This window comes from Pedobacter aquatilis (genome assembly GCF_030409415.1).
Classification (GTDB): domain Bacteria; phylum Bacteroidota; class Bacteroidia; order Sphingobacteriales; family Sphingobacteriaceae; genus Pedobacter; species Pedobacter aquatilis.
Genome location: NZ_JAUFPW010000034.1, coordinates 84,159 through 98,396 on the forward strand (window position 1 = coordinate 84,159; position 14,238 = coordinate 98,396).

17 protein-coding genes are annotated in these 14,238 nt (G+C 35.5%); 7 read left to right on the top strand and 10 right to left on the bottom strand.

Annotation, left to right across the window (positions count from 1 at the left end; genetic code table 11):
* From QWY86_RS16350 to QWY86_RS16370, 5 genes are all read right to left on the bottom strand, one after another.
* Positions 1-978: a transporter family protein gene (locus tag QWY86_RS16350; RefSeq protein ID WP_290243560.1), complete on the bottom strand. Its 978-nt coding sequence runs from the start codon at positions 976-978 to the stop codon at positions 1-3.
* Positions 941-1,951, bottom strand: coding sequence for a cytochrome-c peroxidase (locus tag QWY86_RS16355; protein WP_290243562.1), 1,011 nt, complete (start codon positions 1,949-1,951; stop codon positions 941-943). The genes QWY86_RS16350 and QWY86_RS16355 overlap by 38 nt, the downstream gene beginning before the upstream one ends.
* A gap of 28 nt (positions 1,952-1,979) precedes the next feature.
* Positions 1,980-2,750, bottom strand: coding sequence for an MbnP family protein (locus QWY86_RS16360; RefSeq protein WP_290243563.1), 771 nt, complete (start codon positions 2,748-2,750; stop codon positions 1,980-1,982).
* A 186-nt stretch (positions 2,751-2,936) separates the two neighbouring features.
* Positions 2,937-3,221, bottom strand: a complete 285-nt coding sequence (locus tag QWY86_RS16365) for a hypothetical protein (RefSeq protein ID WP_290243565.1) — start codon at positions 3,219-3,221, stop codon at positions 2,937-2,939.
* Between the two features lie 310 nt (positions 3,222-3,531).
* Positions 3,532-5,268: a phospho-sugar mutase gene (locus QWY86_RS16370; RefSeq protein ID WP_290243566.1), complete on the bottom strand. Its 1,737-nt coding sequence runs from the start codon at positions 5,266-5,268 to the stop codon at positions 3,532-3,534.
* Between the two features lie 258 nt (positions 5,269-5,526).
* Here QWY86_RS16370 and QWY86_RS16375 point away from each other — a divergent pair, with 258 nt between their 5' ends.
* The 3 genes from QWY86_RS16375 to QWY86_RS16385 are packed head-to-tail and all read left to right on the top strand — an operon-like array spanning position 5,527 to position 7,305.
* Entirely contained in the window at positions 5,527-6,840 is a 1,314-nt protein-coding gene (locus QWY86_RS16375) for an aspartate kinase (protein WP_290243568.1), read from the top strand.
* 18 nt (positions 6,841-6,858) lie between these two features.
* Positions 6,859-7,065 carry a 2-oxoisovalerate dehydrogenase gene (locus QWY86_RS16380; RefSeq protein WP_290243570.1) on the top strand — a complete coding sequence of 69 codons (207 nt, stop codon included), beginning with the start codon at positions 6,859-6,861 and terminating at the stop codon, positions 7,063-7,065.
* A gap of 6 nt (positions 7,066-7,071) precedes the next feature.
* On the top strand, positions 7,072-7,305 hold the full coding sequence (locus tag QWY86_RS16385; RefSeq protein ID WP_290243572.1) for a type II toxin-antitoxin system HicA family toxin: 234 nt from the start codon (positions 7,072-7,074) through the stop codon (positions 7,303-7,305).
* Between the two features lies 1 nt (position 7,306).
* Here the strand turns inward: QWY86_RS16385 and QWY86_RS16390 are convergent, their stop codons facing one another.
* Positions 7,307-7,471, bottom strand: coding sequence for a hypothetical protein (locus tag QWY86_RS16390; protein WP_290243574.1), 165 nt, complete (start codon positions 7,469-7,471; stop codon positions 7,307-7,309).
* Between the two features lie 165 nt (positions 7,472-7,636).
* On the opposite strand from QWY86_RS16390, the gene lysA reads away from it, so the two are divergent.
* The gene (gene lysA, locus QWY86_RS16395) at positions 7,637-8,809 is read left to right on the top strand and encodes a diaminopimelate decarboxylase (protein WP_290243575.1); all 1,173 of its coding nucleotides are present in this window, start codon (positions 7,637-7,639) and stop codon (positions 8,807-8,809) included.
* Positions 8,810-8,882: 73 nt separating this feature from the next.
* Here lysA and QWY86_RS16400 read toward each other — a convergent pair whose 3' ends face one another.
* From QWY86_RS16400 to QWY86_RS16410, 3 genes are read right to left on the bottom strand one after another with little or no spacing between them, the layout of a single operon-like run.
* Positions 8,883-9,095: a hypothetical protein gene (locus QWY86_RS16400; RefSeq protein ID WP_290243576.1), complete on the bottom strand. Its 213-nt coding sequence runs from the start codon at positions 9,093-9,095 to the stop codon at positions 8,883-8,885.
* Positions 9,096-9,143: 48 nt separating this feature from the next.
* Entirely contained in the window at positions 9,144-9,524 is a 381-nt protein-coding gene (locus tag QWY86_RS16405; RefSeq protein ID WP_290243577.1) for an SRPBCC domain-containing protein, read from the bottom strand.
* 29 nt (positions 9,525-9,553) lie between these two features.
* Positions 9,554-10,744, bottom strand: coding sequence for an acyl-CoA dehydrogenase family protein (locus QWY86_RS16410; protein ID WP_290243579.1), 1,191 nt, complete (start codon positions 10,742-10,744; stop codon positions 9,554-9,556).
* 110 nt (positions 10,745-10,854) lie between these two features.
* Between QWY86_RS16410 and QWY86_RS16415 the strand changes: the two genes are divergently transcribed.
* Together QWY86_RS16415 and QWY86_RS16420 are read left to right on the top strand one after the other, a co-directional pair.
* Positions 10,855-11,223, top strand: coding sequence for a dihydroneopterin aldolase (locus tag QWY86_RS16415; RefSeq protein WP_290243581.1), 369 nt, complete (start codon positions 10,855-10,857; stop codon positions 11,221-11,223).
* A 2-nt stretch (positions 11,224-11,225) separates the two neighbouring features.
* Entirely contained in the window at positions 11,226-12,635 is a 1,410-nt protein-coding gene (locus QWY86_RS16420) for an FAD-binding oxidoreductase (protein ID WP_290243583.1), read from the top strand.
* A gap of 501 nt (positions 12,636-13,136) precedes the next feature.
* Here QWY86_RS16420 and QWY86_RS16425 read toward each other — a convergent pair.
* Positions 13,137-13,619, bottom strand: coding sequence for an acyl-CoA thioesterase (locus QWY86_RS16425; RefSeq protein ID WP_290243584.1), 483 nt, complete (start codon positions 13,617-13,619; stop codon positions 13,137-13,139).
* 67 nt (positions 13,620-13,686) lie between these two features.
* On the opposite strand from QWY86_RS16425, the gene QWY86_RS16430 reads away from it, so the two are divergent.
* A complete protein-coding gene (locus QWY86_RS16430) occupies positions 13,687-14,121 on the top strand; it encodes an Hsp20/alpha crystallin family protein (RefSeq protein WP_290243586.1) in 435 nt (144 codons plus the stop codon).
* Positions 14,122-14,238: the final 117 nt, after the last annotated feature.

Below are 14,238 nucleotides of genomic sequence, written 5' to 3' on the forward strand. Positions count from 1 at the left end.
TTAAAAATTATAAGTAACACCAACATATACTTTACCTGCACTCATGGGATGGTCGGTTTTTGCTTCCCAAATGTTTTTTTGTACGCCCATATTCAGCGCAATGTTTTTATAAAAAATATCAGCACCGATTCCACCCATTAAATTATTCATTACGTGTTCGCCTGTTTTTAAACCATTGTATTTTTCTCCACCAGAATATTCGTAAAAAAACTGTGCGGATGGCATAACCTGTACATCTTTACCAATTCTTTGTGTGTAAAAAATATTTAAGAAACTGGTGGTACTATTTGCAATTCCCTCATCGCGTTTATTCGTTCCATTTAGTTTGTAAGATGTATTTAAACTTGCGCCAAACTTGCCCAGTCCAACCAAATAATTCATGTAGATAAAACCATCTGTACTGCCAGTTCCTGCTTGTTGTAGCGAAGAATAACGAATGCCCGCGGTATTTTTGAAATCGTTTTTACCTGTCGGGAGTTTAATTCCTGCACCTGCAATAAGTTGTTGCTTAAAATTATCTTCCAGTTTTTGAACCAAGTGATAACCTGCATAAAGATTGACATCTCCAACACCACCAACGGTTGATGTGTAGCCATTATAGCGTTCGCTATTAGAAACGTAAGGAAGAATTGCATTAATTTCTAATTTGCTGTTGATAAAATATTTCCCTCTGATTTCCATAGAGCGGTATAACTCGTAATCGTCTGGATTTCCAGCGTGACCAGTAATTGGCGAATTTTGGCTTTTGGCTGGGATGAAAAACTGTCCTCCATTTGGAAAAAGCGAATGTGATTGTCCATTGTAACCATTAAATGAACGGTAGCGGTACAGTACACTGATGCTGTTTCGGTTATAGTAAGGCGTAATGCCCATAAAACACCCACAAATATCACAAGCAAGAGCATTGCTGCTGATTAAAAGAATGGCTATAATTAATAATTTACGATTCGCTATATAATGTATTTTTGATAAACTCATTGTCGGTTAATGTTTTTAAAAATGCTTTGATTTGTGCTCGTTCAGCGCTGTTTAAATGAATGCCATTTTTTAGTGATGAATCCAAGTTTTCAGCAGCTTTTACGCCAAAATTGTAATGCTCTAAAACTTCGTCTAAACTGTAAAAACGGCCATCGTGCATATAAGGTGCGGTATATTCTATATTACGTAAACTGGGTACACGGAATTTTCCGAAATCGTCTTTAACGCCTGTTATGTGCGACCGTCCCTCATCTATACTGACTACATCCAAGCCATTGCTACGATAAGAAAAATCTGTAAAAAATGGCTCTACATGGCATGAAGTACATTTTTCTTTAAATAGGTTATAGCCAAGTTGTTCATCAGCAGTAAAAGCAAAACCACTTTCTTTGCGCATCACCTTATCATACTTGGAATTACCCGAAACCAAAACGCCCATAAATTGAGTCAAGGATTTTAAAACATTTTGCGAATTGATTTCTGTAGAACCAAAAGCTTGCTTAAACATTTCTGGATATGGTGCAGTATTTTTTAGGAATGAAACAACGGTTTCGATATCGGTTTTCATTTCGCAAACGTCAGTAAGGGCATTTAAGGGAGAAGTTTCGATGTTCTTTACACCACCATCCCAAAAGAAAGCTTTTTGCCAAACCAAATTAAAAAGGGGAGGCGCATTTCTCTTTCCCTGGCAATTGTCTACACCGTGACTAACTTTATGGTCGAGATTAGCAAATGCCGCAAATTGCTGATGGCAGCTACCGCAGGAAACACTTTTGTCAGCTGATAATCGAGCTTCGTAAAACAACTTTTTACCTAAGGCAAAACCTGCGTTTGTTAATTTATTTTCTTCGAAATTGTATGCTGGCGCAGGAAAGTTTGATGGAATGGAGAAAGTGACTTTCTTTTCTTCTGGTGATATTTCTCCCTCGTTTTTACTGCAAGCATACATCAACGCAATGCTTAAAAAAAGCATTGCGAAGACGATTAATTTACGCCACATATTAATTGTGAATGTGGTCTAAACGGAATAAACCTTTGGCATAATTGTTCGCTACAACAACCGAATTTGCGCCACCCATCGTAAAATTTAAACTTGCGAAACTTACATCGGTTGTGCCTGTAAATAGGGATGCCGCATTTACGATAAAGTGCATGTCAGGTTTTGAATCGGTTCTAATCCTAAGCGGATTTGCAGCATTAATTTCCGTAGAATAAGTCCTTACGGTATTATTTGGGTCTAATACGCCACCAATGTGAAAAGTTAATGCATTATTTGCCGCTGTAGATTGTGGCGAAGTGCCCTCTAGTTTTACAAAAATGTAGCCGCTGTTCCAGGTCCAGAACATGCCATTTATGGGGTCTAATGCACCTGTTTGTGCACCTGCAAAGTTGCGGGCATAATCTACACCAATGGTATATTCAATTTTTGTATAATCGCCTGTCGGAACATCTTTTACGGTAATTAACTTTGATTCAGGTTTAGATTCATCTACCAAAAAATAACTTTCTGGAATTAGATAAGTTGTTCCATCAGCTTTGCTTAATTTAACATTGCTTACATAATATTTAAAGACGTTAATTTTGTAATCTTCGCCTTTGGCATTTTTGTAGGTTATTGTATTTAGCGCTAATGCTGCACCATTTACCTGATGCTCGAATTCTAATGTAAAGCTAGATTTTGCATCTGTAGAGATTTCATCAGCATCTTTTTTACATGATTGTAAAAGTATGATAGGGCATAAAAATGCCAGAAAGTATTGTGATAATTTCATTTTGATAAATTGGATAAGTGAATTTTTTCTCTTCCTCTTCGTTAGGTTCGTGGAGACACGAACCAAGGTGCTCGATTCAGAGCTATTAAAATTGTGGTCGCCATGCTGAATTTAATTCAGCATCTTATAGCAAAAAAGGCTCTGAAATGAATTCAGAGTGACGACAACGATAAAAATAAATTTTACTTAAGCCGATTTCGGCGGATGAAAAATAGAAATCGAAAGGTCTTTAATTGGTTTTTCAAGATAACCGCTTTCTGATTTAATGAAGAAATATGGAATTGAATGATTAATAGCTAAAACCTTAAATTCAGGTTCGGCTTCTATCACTCTTTTTAAATTATCTTGAGTTTGCTTGTTCTTGCCATCCAAATCTTTTAGTTTTTTGGCTAAGAAACATTGTCCGTCGCAATGCAACTCTGGATGGGCTTTATTGATACAAAATACGGATGTGATGTATTCCTTATTCATTTGATAACTTGAATACACAATCAATTGCATGTAGCAATTAGAAATTGTACAGATTACTAAAAGAAATATTAGGGCTCGTTTTAACATTTGTATTTCGCTGCAAATGTACAAACGAAATTGGGAGTGGCAAATATTTAAATAATCTTTTACCGTTGACTGAAGTCAACGGCAATGAATTTACTACATCAATAAAAAATATTACCGAATTTGAGTTAACCACATGCTTTTATTTGCCGTCAGTTGAAACTGAAGGATAAAAAGATGCCTGATGAAATCAATCATCAGGCATCTTTTAAAAAAAATATAAAACCTATTCCTGTAAATCTGCCATTACAGCTTTAATTTTATCGCCCAATTCAGCATTTACTTTTTCGAAATCTTTTCTATCAGCAAGTGGTGCATTTACACTGCAATAAAACTTAATTTTCGGTTCTGTACCACTCGGACGAGCAGAAACAATACTTCCATCTTCAGTTATAAATTGTAAAACATCAGATGCCGGATAATCTAATTTCGTTACTTTTCCGCTGGCTAAATCAGTTTCCTGACTTAATTCGTAATCTTTTAATATCGCAACTTTTGAACCGCCTAATGATGCAGGTGGATTATTTCTGAATTTCTCCATCATTGCTTTAATTTCCTCAGCTCCGGTTTTACCTTTTTTGGTTAACGAAACTAAATCTTCTTTATACAAACCGTATTGCACATACATATCCAATAAAGCGTTGTATAAACTTGCGCCCTTATCTTTGTAGTAAGCTGTCATTTCAGAGATGAAAGCAGCAGAAACTACTGCATCTTTGTCACGAACTAAATCGCCGATTAAATAGCCGTAACTTTCTTCACCACCAGCTATAAAAGTTTTTTCGCCTTGTAATTGGGTAATAATTTGTCCAATCCATTTAAAGCCTGTTAAAGTGTTAAAGTACTCAACATTTTTAGCATCGCAAATGGCTTTAATCAAACTGGTAGTTACAATTGTAGAAACCACATATTCTTTGCCTGTAAGTTTACCTTTTTCTTCCCAAGCTGAAACAATATAGTTGATTAACAAACTGCCTGTTTGGTTTCCATTAAGCAAAACCCATTCTCCATTATTATCCTTAACTGCGATACCAACACGGTCAGCATCTGGGTCTGTAGCTAAAACTAAATCAGCATCAATTTCTTTAGCCTTGTTCATCGCCAAAGTTAATGCATCCTTTTCCTCTGGATTTGGATAAACAACGGTTGGAAAATTACCGTCTGGTTTACTTTGCTCTTCAACAACGGTAACATTTGTAAAACCAAATTGCGCTAAGGCTTTTGGCACTAAAGTAATTCCAGTTCCGTGAATAGGAGAATACACAATTTTCAAATCATGCTGTCTCTTAATTGCATCAGGAGAAATTGAAAGCGCCGTAATGCCGTCTAAATACAATTTATCTACGTCCTCACCAATTAATTCCACATTTGCGTCGACCCTGTCAAACTTCACTTCATCAATGCTTTGAATTTTATTTACTTCATCGATAACCAATTTATCATCAGGCGAGGTAAACTGACCACCATCAGCACCGTAAGCTTTGTAACCGTTATATTCCTTCGGATTGTGCGATGCCGTTAACATCACACCACTTTTACAATTGAAATGACGAACTGCAAAAGATAACTCTGGCGTTGGTCTTAATGCTTCAAAAAAGTAAACATGGATGCCGTTTGCTGAGAAAACATCAGCCGTAATTTTTGCGAAATAATCAGAATTATTTCTACTATCATGCGCAATGGCTACGCTAATTTTTTCGCCTGGATATTTATTATTCAAATAGTTGGCTAAACCTTGAGTGGCCGTTCCTATTGTATATTTATTGATGCGGTTTGAACCTGCACCCATAATTCCACGCAAACCACCCGTACCAAACTCTAAACTTTTGTAAAATGAATCGGTAAGTTCTGTTGTTGCATTTTGGTCGACAAGGGCTTGTATTTCTGCCTTGGTTTTTTCGTCGTAATTGCCGCTTAGCCATTGATTTATGGTAGCCTGTGTTGATTGGTCAATTCCTTGCATTGAGCTGTATTTTTAATTTAATATCTGGTGTTGAACAAAAAAATCTGCCTGGAAGTTTGGTTGTAATCAAAATAAATTAAACTTTTCCAAATTTTATTTTGTTGAGGGTGTTGCTTTTAAGCTTGTTTTGTTTATTTTCACGCCCCGATACAATAATAAAGAAATTCCTTATTAAAATAAGCGGTTTCTATTTTTTATCGTATTAGCAAACACAATTTATTTTGTGTTCTTTTTATTACAGCTAAACCAATTAATTACATGAAAATTTTAAAATTTGGGGGTACTTCAGTAGGTAGTCCCGAGCGCATGACGAAGTTGTTGGATATCATTAATCCAAATGAAGAGCAAATTGTCGTATTATCAGCCGTGTCTGGTACAACAAACAGCTTGGTGGAAATTTCTAATTATTTTTTAGCTGGAGATAAGAAGAAGGGAAGCGAGTGTGTGGAGAATTTATATGCAAAATATAAGGATTTTGTTGTTGAACTTTTGCCTGCTGCTGATTTTCAGGGAATGGGGAACGAAGTGATTGATTATCACTTTAGCTTTTTAGCCGTTTTAACTAACGATATTTTTACTTCTATTGAAGAAAAAGTTGTTTTGGCGCAAGGCGAATTATTATCTACCACTTTATATCATATCTATTTAAAATCAATTGGTGTAGAATCTGTTCTATTACCTGCTTTAGATTTTATGAAAATGGATGAGGATAACGAGCCAGATATTCCGTTTACAACCAAACATTTAATGCCTTTATTAGAACAACATCAAGGCAATAAATTATTTATTACGCAAGGTTTTATCTGTCGCAATAGCTTTGGTGAAGTTGATAATTTGCGTCGTGGTGGAAGTGACTATACTGCATCATTATTAGGTGCTGCAATTTTAGCAGAAGAAGTTCAAATCTGGACGGATATTGATGGCATGCACAACAACGACCCTCGTGTGGTTAAAGGAACTAAGCCCATTGCACAATTATCTTTTGATGAAGCAGCAGAGTTAGCTTACTTTGGAGCGAAAATCTTGCATCCGCAATCGGTTTTTCCAGCACAGAAATATAAAATTCCCGTTCGTTTGTTAAATACCATGGAGCCAAGTGCTGCTGGTACTTTAATTACTCACGATAGTGAAAAAGGTAAAATAAAATCTATTGCTGCAAAAGATGGCATCACGGCTATCCGTATTCAATCGAGCAGAATGCTTTTGGCTTACGGTTTCTTACGTCGCGTTTTTGAAGTTTTTGAACGTTATAAAACGCCAATCGATATGATTACCACTTCAGAAGTTGCAGTTTCTTTAACCATTGATGAAACTGGAAATCTTTCGAAAATTGTGGAGGAATTGGAAAGTTTCGGAACGGTTGAAGTAGAAACGAACCATAGTATTGTTTGCGTGGTGGGCGATTTCGGTTCAGAAAAACATGGTTTTGCAAGCAGGGTTTTAGAGGGTTTGAAACACATTCCAATTCGTATGATTTCTTATGGAGGAAGTAACTATAACGTATCTTTACTAATTTTGAGCGAAGATAAAACGGAAGCGCTAAGAAGCTTGCACAATAGATTATTCGAATAAAAAGATTAAATTAGCATTATGAATGAAGTGTTTTTTTTAGTTGAGGAAAGCTTAGAGGGCGGCTACGTTGCCAAGGCGCTCGGCGAATCAATTTTTACGGAAGCCGATAATATGGATGATTTAAAAATCAATATTAAGGAAGCTGTACTTTGTCATTTTGATGAAGATAAATTACCTAAAATCATTAGAATTCATTCTGTTAAAGAAGAACTTTTAACTGTTTAACTTAGGATGAAAACACCTCGTGATTTATCTGCTACAGATTTAATTAAGATTTTAAATAAATTTGGATATGAGATTACGACGCAAAGAGGAAGTCACATTAGGATAACAGTAATTAGTGGAGCAGTAGCACATCATATTACTATTCCAAATCATAATCCTTTAAAATTGGGTACATTATTATCAATTATTAATGATGTAAGTGAATTTTTAAAAATTCCAAAGTCCGAAATTTTAAAATAGATTATTCGAATAGAAGGTAAAAAGCGCCAATGATTACCATCAATCCGATTAGGAAATGAAAAGCCAAAAAGCTTGATGGTAGTAAGTTGTTTTTAAACTTCCTGTAGGAATTAAATAAACCTAAGGAAATTATAATTACGATAAATATGGCTGCTACTAACTTCATTTTTTGATAAATAAAAGGAATAATACGATTAGAAGTAAAACGATAAAGAATCGAATTTTCCCATTGTATTGTTTTTGGCTAATTCTTCCATGCTTTAAATCGAGGTAATTGCCTAAATATATTAGCCCAAAGAATAAAATTAAAATTATAATAAGGAATTTGAACATGTTCGCCGATAAAGATATATCAAAGTTTAACAATATAGAAACGCCATTTTACTATTACGATACCGAATTGTTGCAGAAAACTTTGCGCACTTGCGCCGATGCGGCTGCTCCATATCAGTTTCATATTCATTATGCGCTTAAGGCAAACTTTAATACTGTTTTGCTTGAGCAAATTAAAACCATTGGTTTTGGTGCCGATTGTGTGAGTGCAGGAGAAGTGAGAAGAGCCGTTGAAGTTGGGTTCGATAATAAAAAAATCGTTTTTGCTGGTGTTGGTAAATCCGATAAAGAAATAAATGAAGCCTTGGATTTAGATATTTTCTGCTTTAATGTAGAATCTGTTCAAGAACTTGAAGTTTTAAATGAACTTGCTGCCGCTAAAGGCAGAGTTGCACAAGTGGCTATTCGTATTAATCCAAACGTTGATGCTTATACACACCATAACATTACAACCGGCTTGGATGAAAACAAATTTGGCGTAAATGCCTGGGATTTACCAGAATGTGCGGAAACTTTAAAAGCATCTGCAAATTTAAAATTCATTGGAATTCACTTCCATATTGGTTCTCAAATTACCAATCTTGATGTTTACAAAAACCTTTGTGTTCGTGTTAATGAATTTGCAATCTGGTTTGAAGATAAAGGTTTTCAGGTTCAGGTTTTAAATGTTGGTGGAGGATTAGGTATTGATTACTATAATCCTGATAATCAAATTCCAGACTTTGCATCTTACTTTAAAATATTTAAGGATTTCTTAGAGATTAAACCTAATCAAGAGGTTCATTTTGAATTAGGTAGAGCGCTAGTTGGTCAATCCGCTTCATTAATTACCAAAGCTTTGTACATCAAAAATGGTAAGAAGAAAAATTTTGTGGTTTTAGATGCTGGTATGACGGAACTAATGCGTCCTGCTTTGTATCAGGCTTATCATAAGATTGAGAACCTAAGTCGGAAGTCGGAAGTCGGAAGTCAGGAGTTAGAGACTGTAAAATATGATATCGTGGGGCCGATTTGCGAAAGCACAGATTGTTTCGGTAAAGAAGTTGAGCAACCAGAATCTTTTAGAGGAGATATTTTTGCAATCCGTAGTGCAGGTGCTTACGGAGAAGTTATGGCATCGAAATATAATTTAAGAGATGCAATAAGGTCAGTTTACAGTACTGAGATTTAATAAGTTCGTTATCGCGAAGGACGAAGCAATCTCTATTCAGATTAGATTGCTTCGTGCCTCTCAATGAAATAATTTATTTCCTCTTAGAAGCTACAAAAACTACAACGCCAGCAACCAAAATTATACCACCAACATAAGGTGGCCAGTTAACAGATTTCTCTTTATCTGCGGATATTTGAATCGGACCAGCATCAACAACTTTTTCTTTCTTGGTGTAAGAAAATCCAGTCCAAACCAGCATTACAATTCCAACAATAATTAATATAAGTCCTACGGTTTTATTCATGATTTTATGTTTTAGTTAAAATCTAAACAGTAAGAAAAACATTATGTTTTATTCGTCGAAGAAATCGACTAAACCGCCAATAAAATATTCCTCAATTCCCTCTGTAAAATCATCAAAATCTTCATCAGGAATATTGGTTTGTTTAAACTCTAAAGATGTTCCGGCTTTGTCAGCATGAAGTTTAATGGTTACAATAGATGGTTCACCATCTTCACCAAAATACCATTGCTGCACAATTTTTTTATTCGTTTCAAATTCTAGATTCTTTCCTACAATATCACCATCCCAAAAAGAAAATTCGGTGTCGGGCTTTTCTTCAAACTCCACTTCAGCACCTGTCCACAGTTTAATGCTAATGTCTTTTGTAAGTGCTAAATAAACCTCTTCAGGCGTTGCAGGTATGTAAGTATATTTTTTATAATCTCTCATTAACTTTTAATCTTTAATAATCTTGTCCCTTACTTGAATGCGTTCAATCCCGTTACATCCATTCCAGTAATCAACAAATGAATATCATGTGTACCCTCATACGTAACCACAGATTCCAGGTTCATCATGTGGCGCATAATCGAATATTCTCCAGTGATTCCCATTCCGCCCAACATTTGTCGGGCATTCCTCGCAATATCTAAAGCAATTTCTACACTATTTCTTTTTGCCATGGATATTTGTTCGGCTGTTGCACGGTTTTCACTTTTAAGCATTCCTAAACGCCAAACCAAAAGCTGACCTTTAGTAATTTCTGTAACCATTTCGGCTAATTTCTTTTGTTGTAATTGAAAACCACCAATTGGCTTGCCAAACTGAACTCTTTCTTTTGAATATCTTAAAGCAGTATCGTAGCAATCCATTGCCGCACCTAAAGCACCCCAGGCAATGCCGTAACGAGCTTGGTTTAAACAGCCCAACGGACCTTTCAATCCGCTAATTTCTGGAAAAACATTTTCTTTCGGAATTTGAACATTGTCAAAAACCAATTCACCTGTTGCAGAAGCACGTAAACTCCATTTATTATGTGTTTCTGGAGTAGAAAATCCTTCCATGCCACGTTCTACAACCATTCCTCTTATTTTGCCTGATTCATCTTTTGCCCAAACAACAGCAATATCAGCAAATGGCGCATTGCTAATCCACATTTTGGCGCCATTTAAAATATAGTGCGAACCTGCATCCTTTATATTGGTAACCATCCCGCCAGGATTTGAACCGTGGTCTGGCTCGGTTAAGCCGAAACAGCCCATCATTTCGCCACTGGCTAATTTTGGTAAATATTTTTTACGTTGCTCTTCAGTTCCATAAGCATAAATTGGGTACATTACTAACGAGCCTTGAACAGATGCCGTAGAACGAATTCCCGAATCGCCACGTTCAATTTCCTGCATTAAAATTCCGTAAGCGGTGTAATCCAAACCAGCACCGCCATATTCTACAGGAATTGTCGGGCCGAATGCGCCAATATCAGCTAATCCTTTTATTAAATGTTTCGGAAATTCTGCCTTTTGAGCGTAATCTTCTATAATTGGACTAACCTCTTTTTTTACCCATTCTCTTGCCGTGGCACGAATTAATTTATGCTCATCTGTTAGCAATTCATCTAACAAATAATAGTCTGGTGCCTCGTATAAGTCTTTTTTTACTGATTTGCTCATTATAAATTCAAATTTGGTTACGGTAAAGCATTCATTTCAAAGGTAACAATTTACGGCAATGGGCATTATATTCGCGAATAAAAATTATTTTTGAGCCATACAAAACATTCATGAATCACATTAAACAAACTGTTGCGCTAAAAGATGTTAAATGTTTTGCGCTTCATGGTTTTTATCTAGAGGAACAACTTATTGGTAATCATTTTATTATCGATTTGGAAACAGAATTTAGTCCGCTTGGTTTTGATGATGAATTAAGTCAAACCGTAAATTACGAAGATTTGAATTCAATCATTCTGGAGGAAATGAAGCATACCCAAAAGCTTTTAGAAACCGTTTTGCATAACATGATTTCTAAAGTGGTTAAACTTTATCCTTTTGTAGAAACTGTTAATGTGAGTATGAAAAAATTAAATCCGCCAATGCCAGGGCAAATCGGGCATTCTTTTGTTAAACTATCTTACCATTCAGCCAAATAGAAATGAACTTTACCAAAATAAATTCGACCATTTTAGAGGAAATTAAATCGGCCATTGGAGCTGAAAAGGTTTTTACTGATGCCGAAAGTTTAGCTAATTATAGTCACGATGAAACGGAAGATTTGCGTTATCAGCCCGAAGTTGTGGTTAAGCCAACATCGCCAGAAGATATTTCTGCCTTATTAAAAATTTGTAACACGCATCATGTTCCGGTTACTCCTCGTGGCGGTGGAACGGGTTTAAGTGGTGCAGCTTTGCCAATTTTTGGTGGTGTTTCTTTATCAATGGAAAAATTTAAATCAATTATAGATATTGATACCGAAAACTTACAAGCAACTGTTGAACCTGGTGTAATTACCGAAGAATTTATCAACGCTGTTGCCGAAAAAGGATTGCTTTATCCAGTCGACCCAAGCAGTAAAGGTTCTTGTTTTATTGGAGGTAACGTTGCGCATGGCTCTGGTGGCCCAAGAGTTGTAAAATATGGTACAATCCGCGAATATATTTTAAATCTTGAAGTGGTTTTACCTAATGGCGATATCATCTGGACAGGTGCAAATACGCTAAAATATGCCTCTGGTTATAATTTAACGCAGTTGATGATTGGCTCGGAGGGAACTTTAGGTGTAGTAACAAAAATTGTTACTAAGCTTTTACCAAAACCAACGCAATCGGTTTTAATGATGGGTTCTTTTGCTACAAACGAAGATGCTTGTGCTGCTGTTTCAGCGATTTTTAGGGCTGGCGTTACGCCATCGGCTTTAGAATTTATGGAACGAAAAGGAGTGGAGTGGGTAATTAAATATGATGATATTAAATTCGACTTGAAAGATAATGTTGCTGCCTTATTAATGATTGAATTTGACGGTGATGATCTAGATGATATTTTTAAAAATTGCGAAAAAACAAACATCGTTTTAGAGGAACATAATTGTACTGATGTGCTCTTTGCAGATACAGCAGCACAAAAAGAGGAACTTTGGCGTATGCGTAGAACCATGGCCGAATCTGTAAAATCTAATTCTGTTTATAAGGAAGAAGATACGGTTGTACCTCGTGCGGCTTTGCCTAAATTGGTAAATGGCATTAAGGAAATCGGCGCTAAATACGGTTTTGAAAGTGTTTGTTATGGTCATGCTGGCGATGGAAACTTGCATGTTAACATTATAAAAGCTGGAATGAGCGATGAAGATTGGAAAGATAAACTTAAATTCGGAATTGCTGAAATATTTGAATTAACTACAGCTTTGGGTGGTACATTATCTGGTGAGCATGGTATCGGGTTGGTTCAAAAGGAGTATATGCCGATAAAATATTCTGAAATCCATTTGAATTTAATGCGTGGAATTAAACAAGTTTTTGACCCGAATGGAATTTTAAATCCTGGGAAAATTATGCCAGATAAAGTATAGTTTTTGGCTTACTTGAATTATAAGGTTTTGGAAATGTAAGCTTCGGTCTTCGTGGCACTTGCAGTCCCGCTATACGCTTTATCCCGATGAAAAATCGGGATGTTCGCTGCTATCGGGTTTATTAACAAAGGGTTTTGGTTAATAAAGCAGTTTACAATGAAGGGATTAGCAAGCCTTAAATCTATGCTTTAATACAAATGCTTTGCATTTAATTTTCATTGGTATTAACGCCTGCTTTTCAATTCATTGCCGTTGGTTTTAACCAACGGTAAAAATAAAATTAAAGAATTATGTTAGAACGCCCTGCAACTGTAAATAGTTGTACTAACTGAGCCATCTAAACGGGATTGCAGCGGTATCCTTTTAAAATTACCGATACTTTGTTTCACAGTACGGCAGAAGTATTTTAAAAGATTTAGCGCAAAGCCCGAATAACTATAATTTTTGTAGAAATTTGCTTTTCGAATAATTTAAAACGATAGTTTTTATTTTAGAGAACAATTACAATTGCTCAAATCCAACCATTTTTTGCTTCTCCGCTTCTGGAATTGCTGTTGGTCTTTTTGTTGTATAATCTATGGCAATACAAACCGTTTTGCCTTTGCTGCAAATGACTTCTTCTGCACCTTTGATTTTTACAATTTGATAATCTAAATCAAAGCTGGTTTCGCCAATTCTTGAGGTTTTTACATGAATGGCAATTTTATCGTTCATTAGTATGGGTTGAATATAATCTATTTCGGCATGGGCGATTACAATTCCAGTTTTTTTCCAATCCCATTTTATAATTTCCTCCCAATACTTTGTTCGGGCAATTTCCAAATAGGTAAAATATACCGAATTGTTAACATGGCCCATCATATCGAAGTCTACAAAGCGCAGGTGAATATTCGTTTTATAATTGAATTTGTCTGAAAAACGCTGTATTTCTGTCAATTTGTCTTTTGATTTGGATTTATTTTGCCAAAATGTCTTAAAAATCATGGATATTCGGTTTGGTATGTAAGTTGAATAATGGTTTATATCAATTAAAAAAATAAAAATTAGAGATATGACACTTGTAAATTTTAACAACAGAACCCGCAACACAGCTCCTTACTTTAACAATGTTTTCGATTCATTGTTTAGCGATGCAGTAACTAAAAATAAAATGGTTGATAAATCGCCGAACGTAAATATTTTCGAAAATGAAACTGCTTATGTTATTGAGTTAGCTGCGCCAGGTTTAAAGAAAGAAGATTTTCAAATTAATTTAAAAAAAGACACACTTTCTGTTTGGGCAGAAGTTAAGAAAGACGATACCCAAACAGCAAAAGATTTTACACGTAAAGAATTCGATTACAGCTCATTCGCAAGGTCGTTTAATTTACCAGATACAGCTGATGCTGAGAAAATTACCGCCGAATATAAAGACGGTATTTTGAACATTACCATCAGCAAAAAAGACGATACAAAATCTCAACATAAAGAAATTGTAGTATCGTAATAAAGAGTTTCTCGAGAGAGGATTTCATAATAGTTTAGGTTTAGGTTTTATAGGGTTAGCATCGGATGGTGCTAACCTTATTTTGTTTTTAGTTAATTGGTTCATTTGTTATTGGTT

Bases quoted from the DNA above. Each gene is read 5' to 3' on its own strand.
- QWY86_RS16350 (WP_290243560.1), bottom strand. From the start codon at position 978: ATGAGTTTATCAAAAATACATTATATAGCGAATCGTAAATTATTAATT.
- lysA (WP_290243575.1), top strand. From the start codon at position 7,637: ATGTTCGCCGATAAAGATATATCAAAGTTTAACAATATAGAAACGCCA.
- QWY86_RS16380 (WP_290243570.1), top strand. From the start codon at position 6,859: ATGAATGAAGTGTTTTTTTTAGTTGAGGAAAGCTTAGAGGGCGGCTAC.
- QWY86_RS16400 (WP_290243576.1), bottom strand. From the start codon at position 9,095: ATGAATAAAACCGTAGGACTTATATTAATTATTGTTGGAATTGTAATG.
- QWY86_RS16375 (WP_290243568.1), top strand. From the start codon at position 5,527: ATGAAAATTTTAAAATTTGGGGGTACTTCAGTAGGTAGTCCCGAGCGC.
- QWY86_RS16420 (WP_290243583.1), top strand. From the start codon at position 11,226: ATGAACTTTACCAAAATAAATTCGACCATTTTAGAGGAAATTAAATCG.
- QWY86_RS16355 (WP_290243562.1), bottom strand. From the start codon at position 1,951: ATGCTTTTTTTAAGCATTGCGTTGATGTATGCTTGCAGTAAAAACGAG.
- QWY86_RS16415 (WP_290243581.1), top strand. From the start codon at position 10,855: ATGAATCACATTAAACAAACTGTTGCGCTAAAAGATGTTAAATGTTTT.
- QWY86_RS16410 (WP_290243579.1), bottom strand. From the start codon at position 10,744: ATGAGCAAATCAGTAAAAAAAGACTTATACGAGGCACCAGACTATTAT.
- QWY86_RS16365 (WP_290243565.1), bottom strand. From the start codon at position 3,221: ATGAATAAGGAATACATCACATCCGTATTTTGTATCAATAAAGCCCAT.
- QWY86_RS16370 (WP_290243566.1), bottom strand. From the start codon at position 5,268: ATGCAAGGAATTGACCAATCAACACAGGCTACCATAAATCAATGGCTA.
- QWY86_RS16360 (WP_290243563.1), bottom strand. From the start codon at position 2,750: ATGAAATTATCACAATACTTTCTGGCATTTTTATGCCCTATCATACTT.
- QWY86_RS16430 (WP_290243586.1), top strand. From the start codon at position 13,687: ATGACACTTGTAAATTTTAACAACAGAACCCGCAACACAGCTCCTTAC.
- QWY86_RS16405 (WP_290243577.1), bottom strand. From the start codon at position 9,524: ATGAGAGATTATAAAAAATATACTTACATACCTGCAACGCCTGAAGAG.
- QWY86_RS16390 (WP_290243574.1), bottom strand. From the start codon at position 7,471: ATGAAGTTAGTAGCAGCCATATTTATCGTAATTATAATTTCCTTAGGT.
- QWY86_RS16425 (WP_290243584.1), bottom strand. From the start codon at position 13,619: ATGATTTTTAAGACATTTTGGCAAAATAAATCCAAATCAAAAGACAAA.
- QWY86_RS16385 (WP_290243572.1), top strand. From the start codon at position 7,072: ATGAAAACACCTCGTGATTTATCTGCTACAGATTTAATTAAGATTTTA.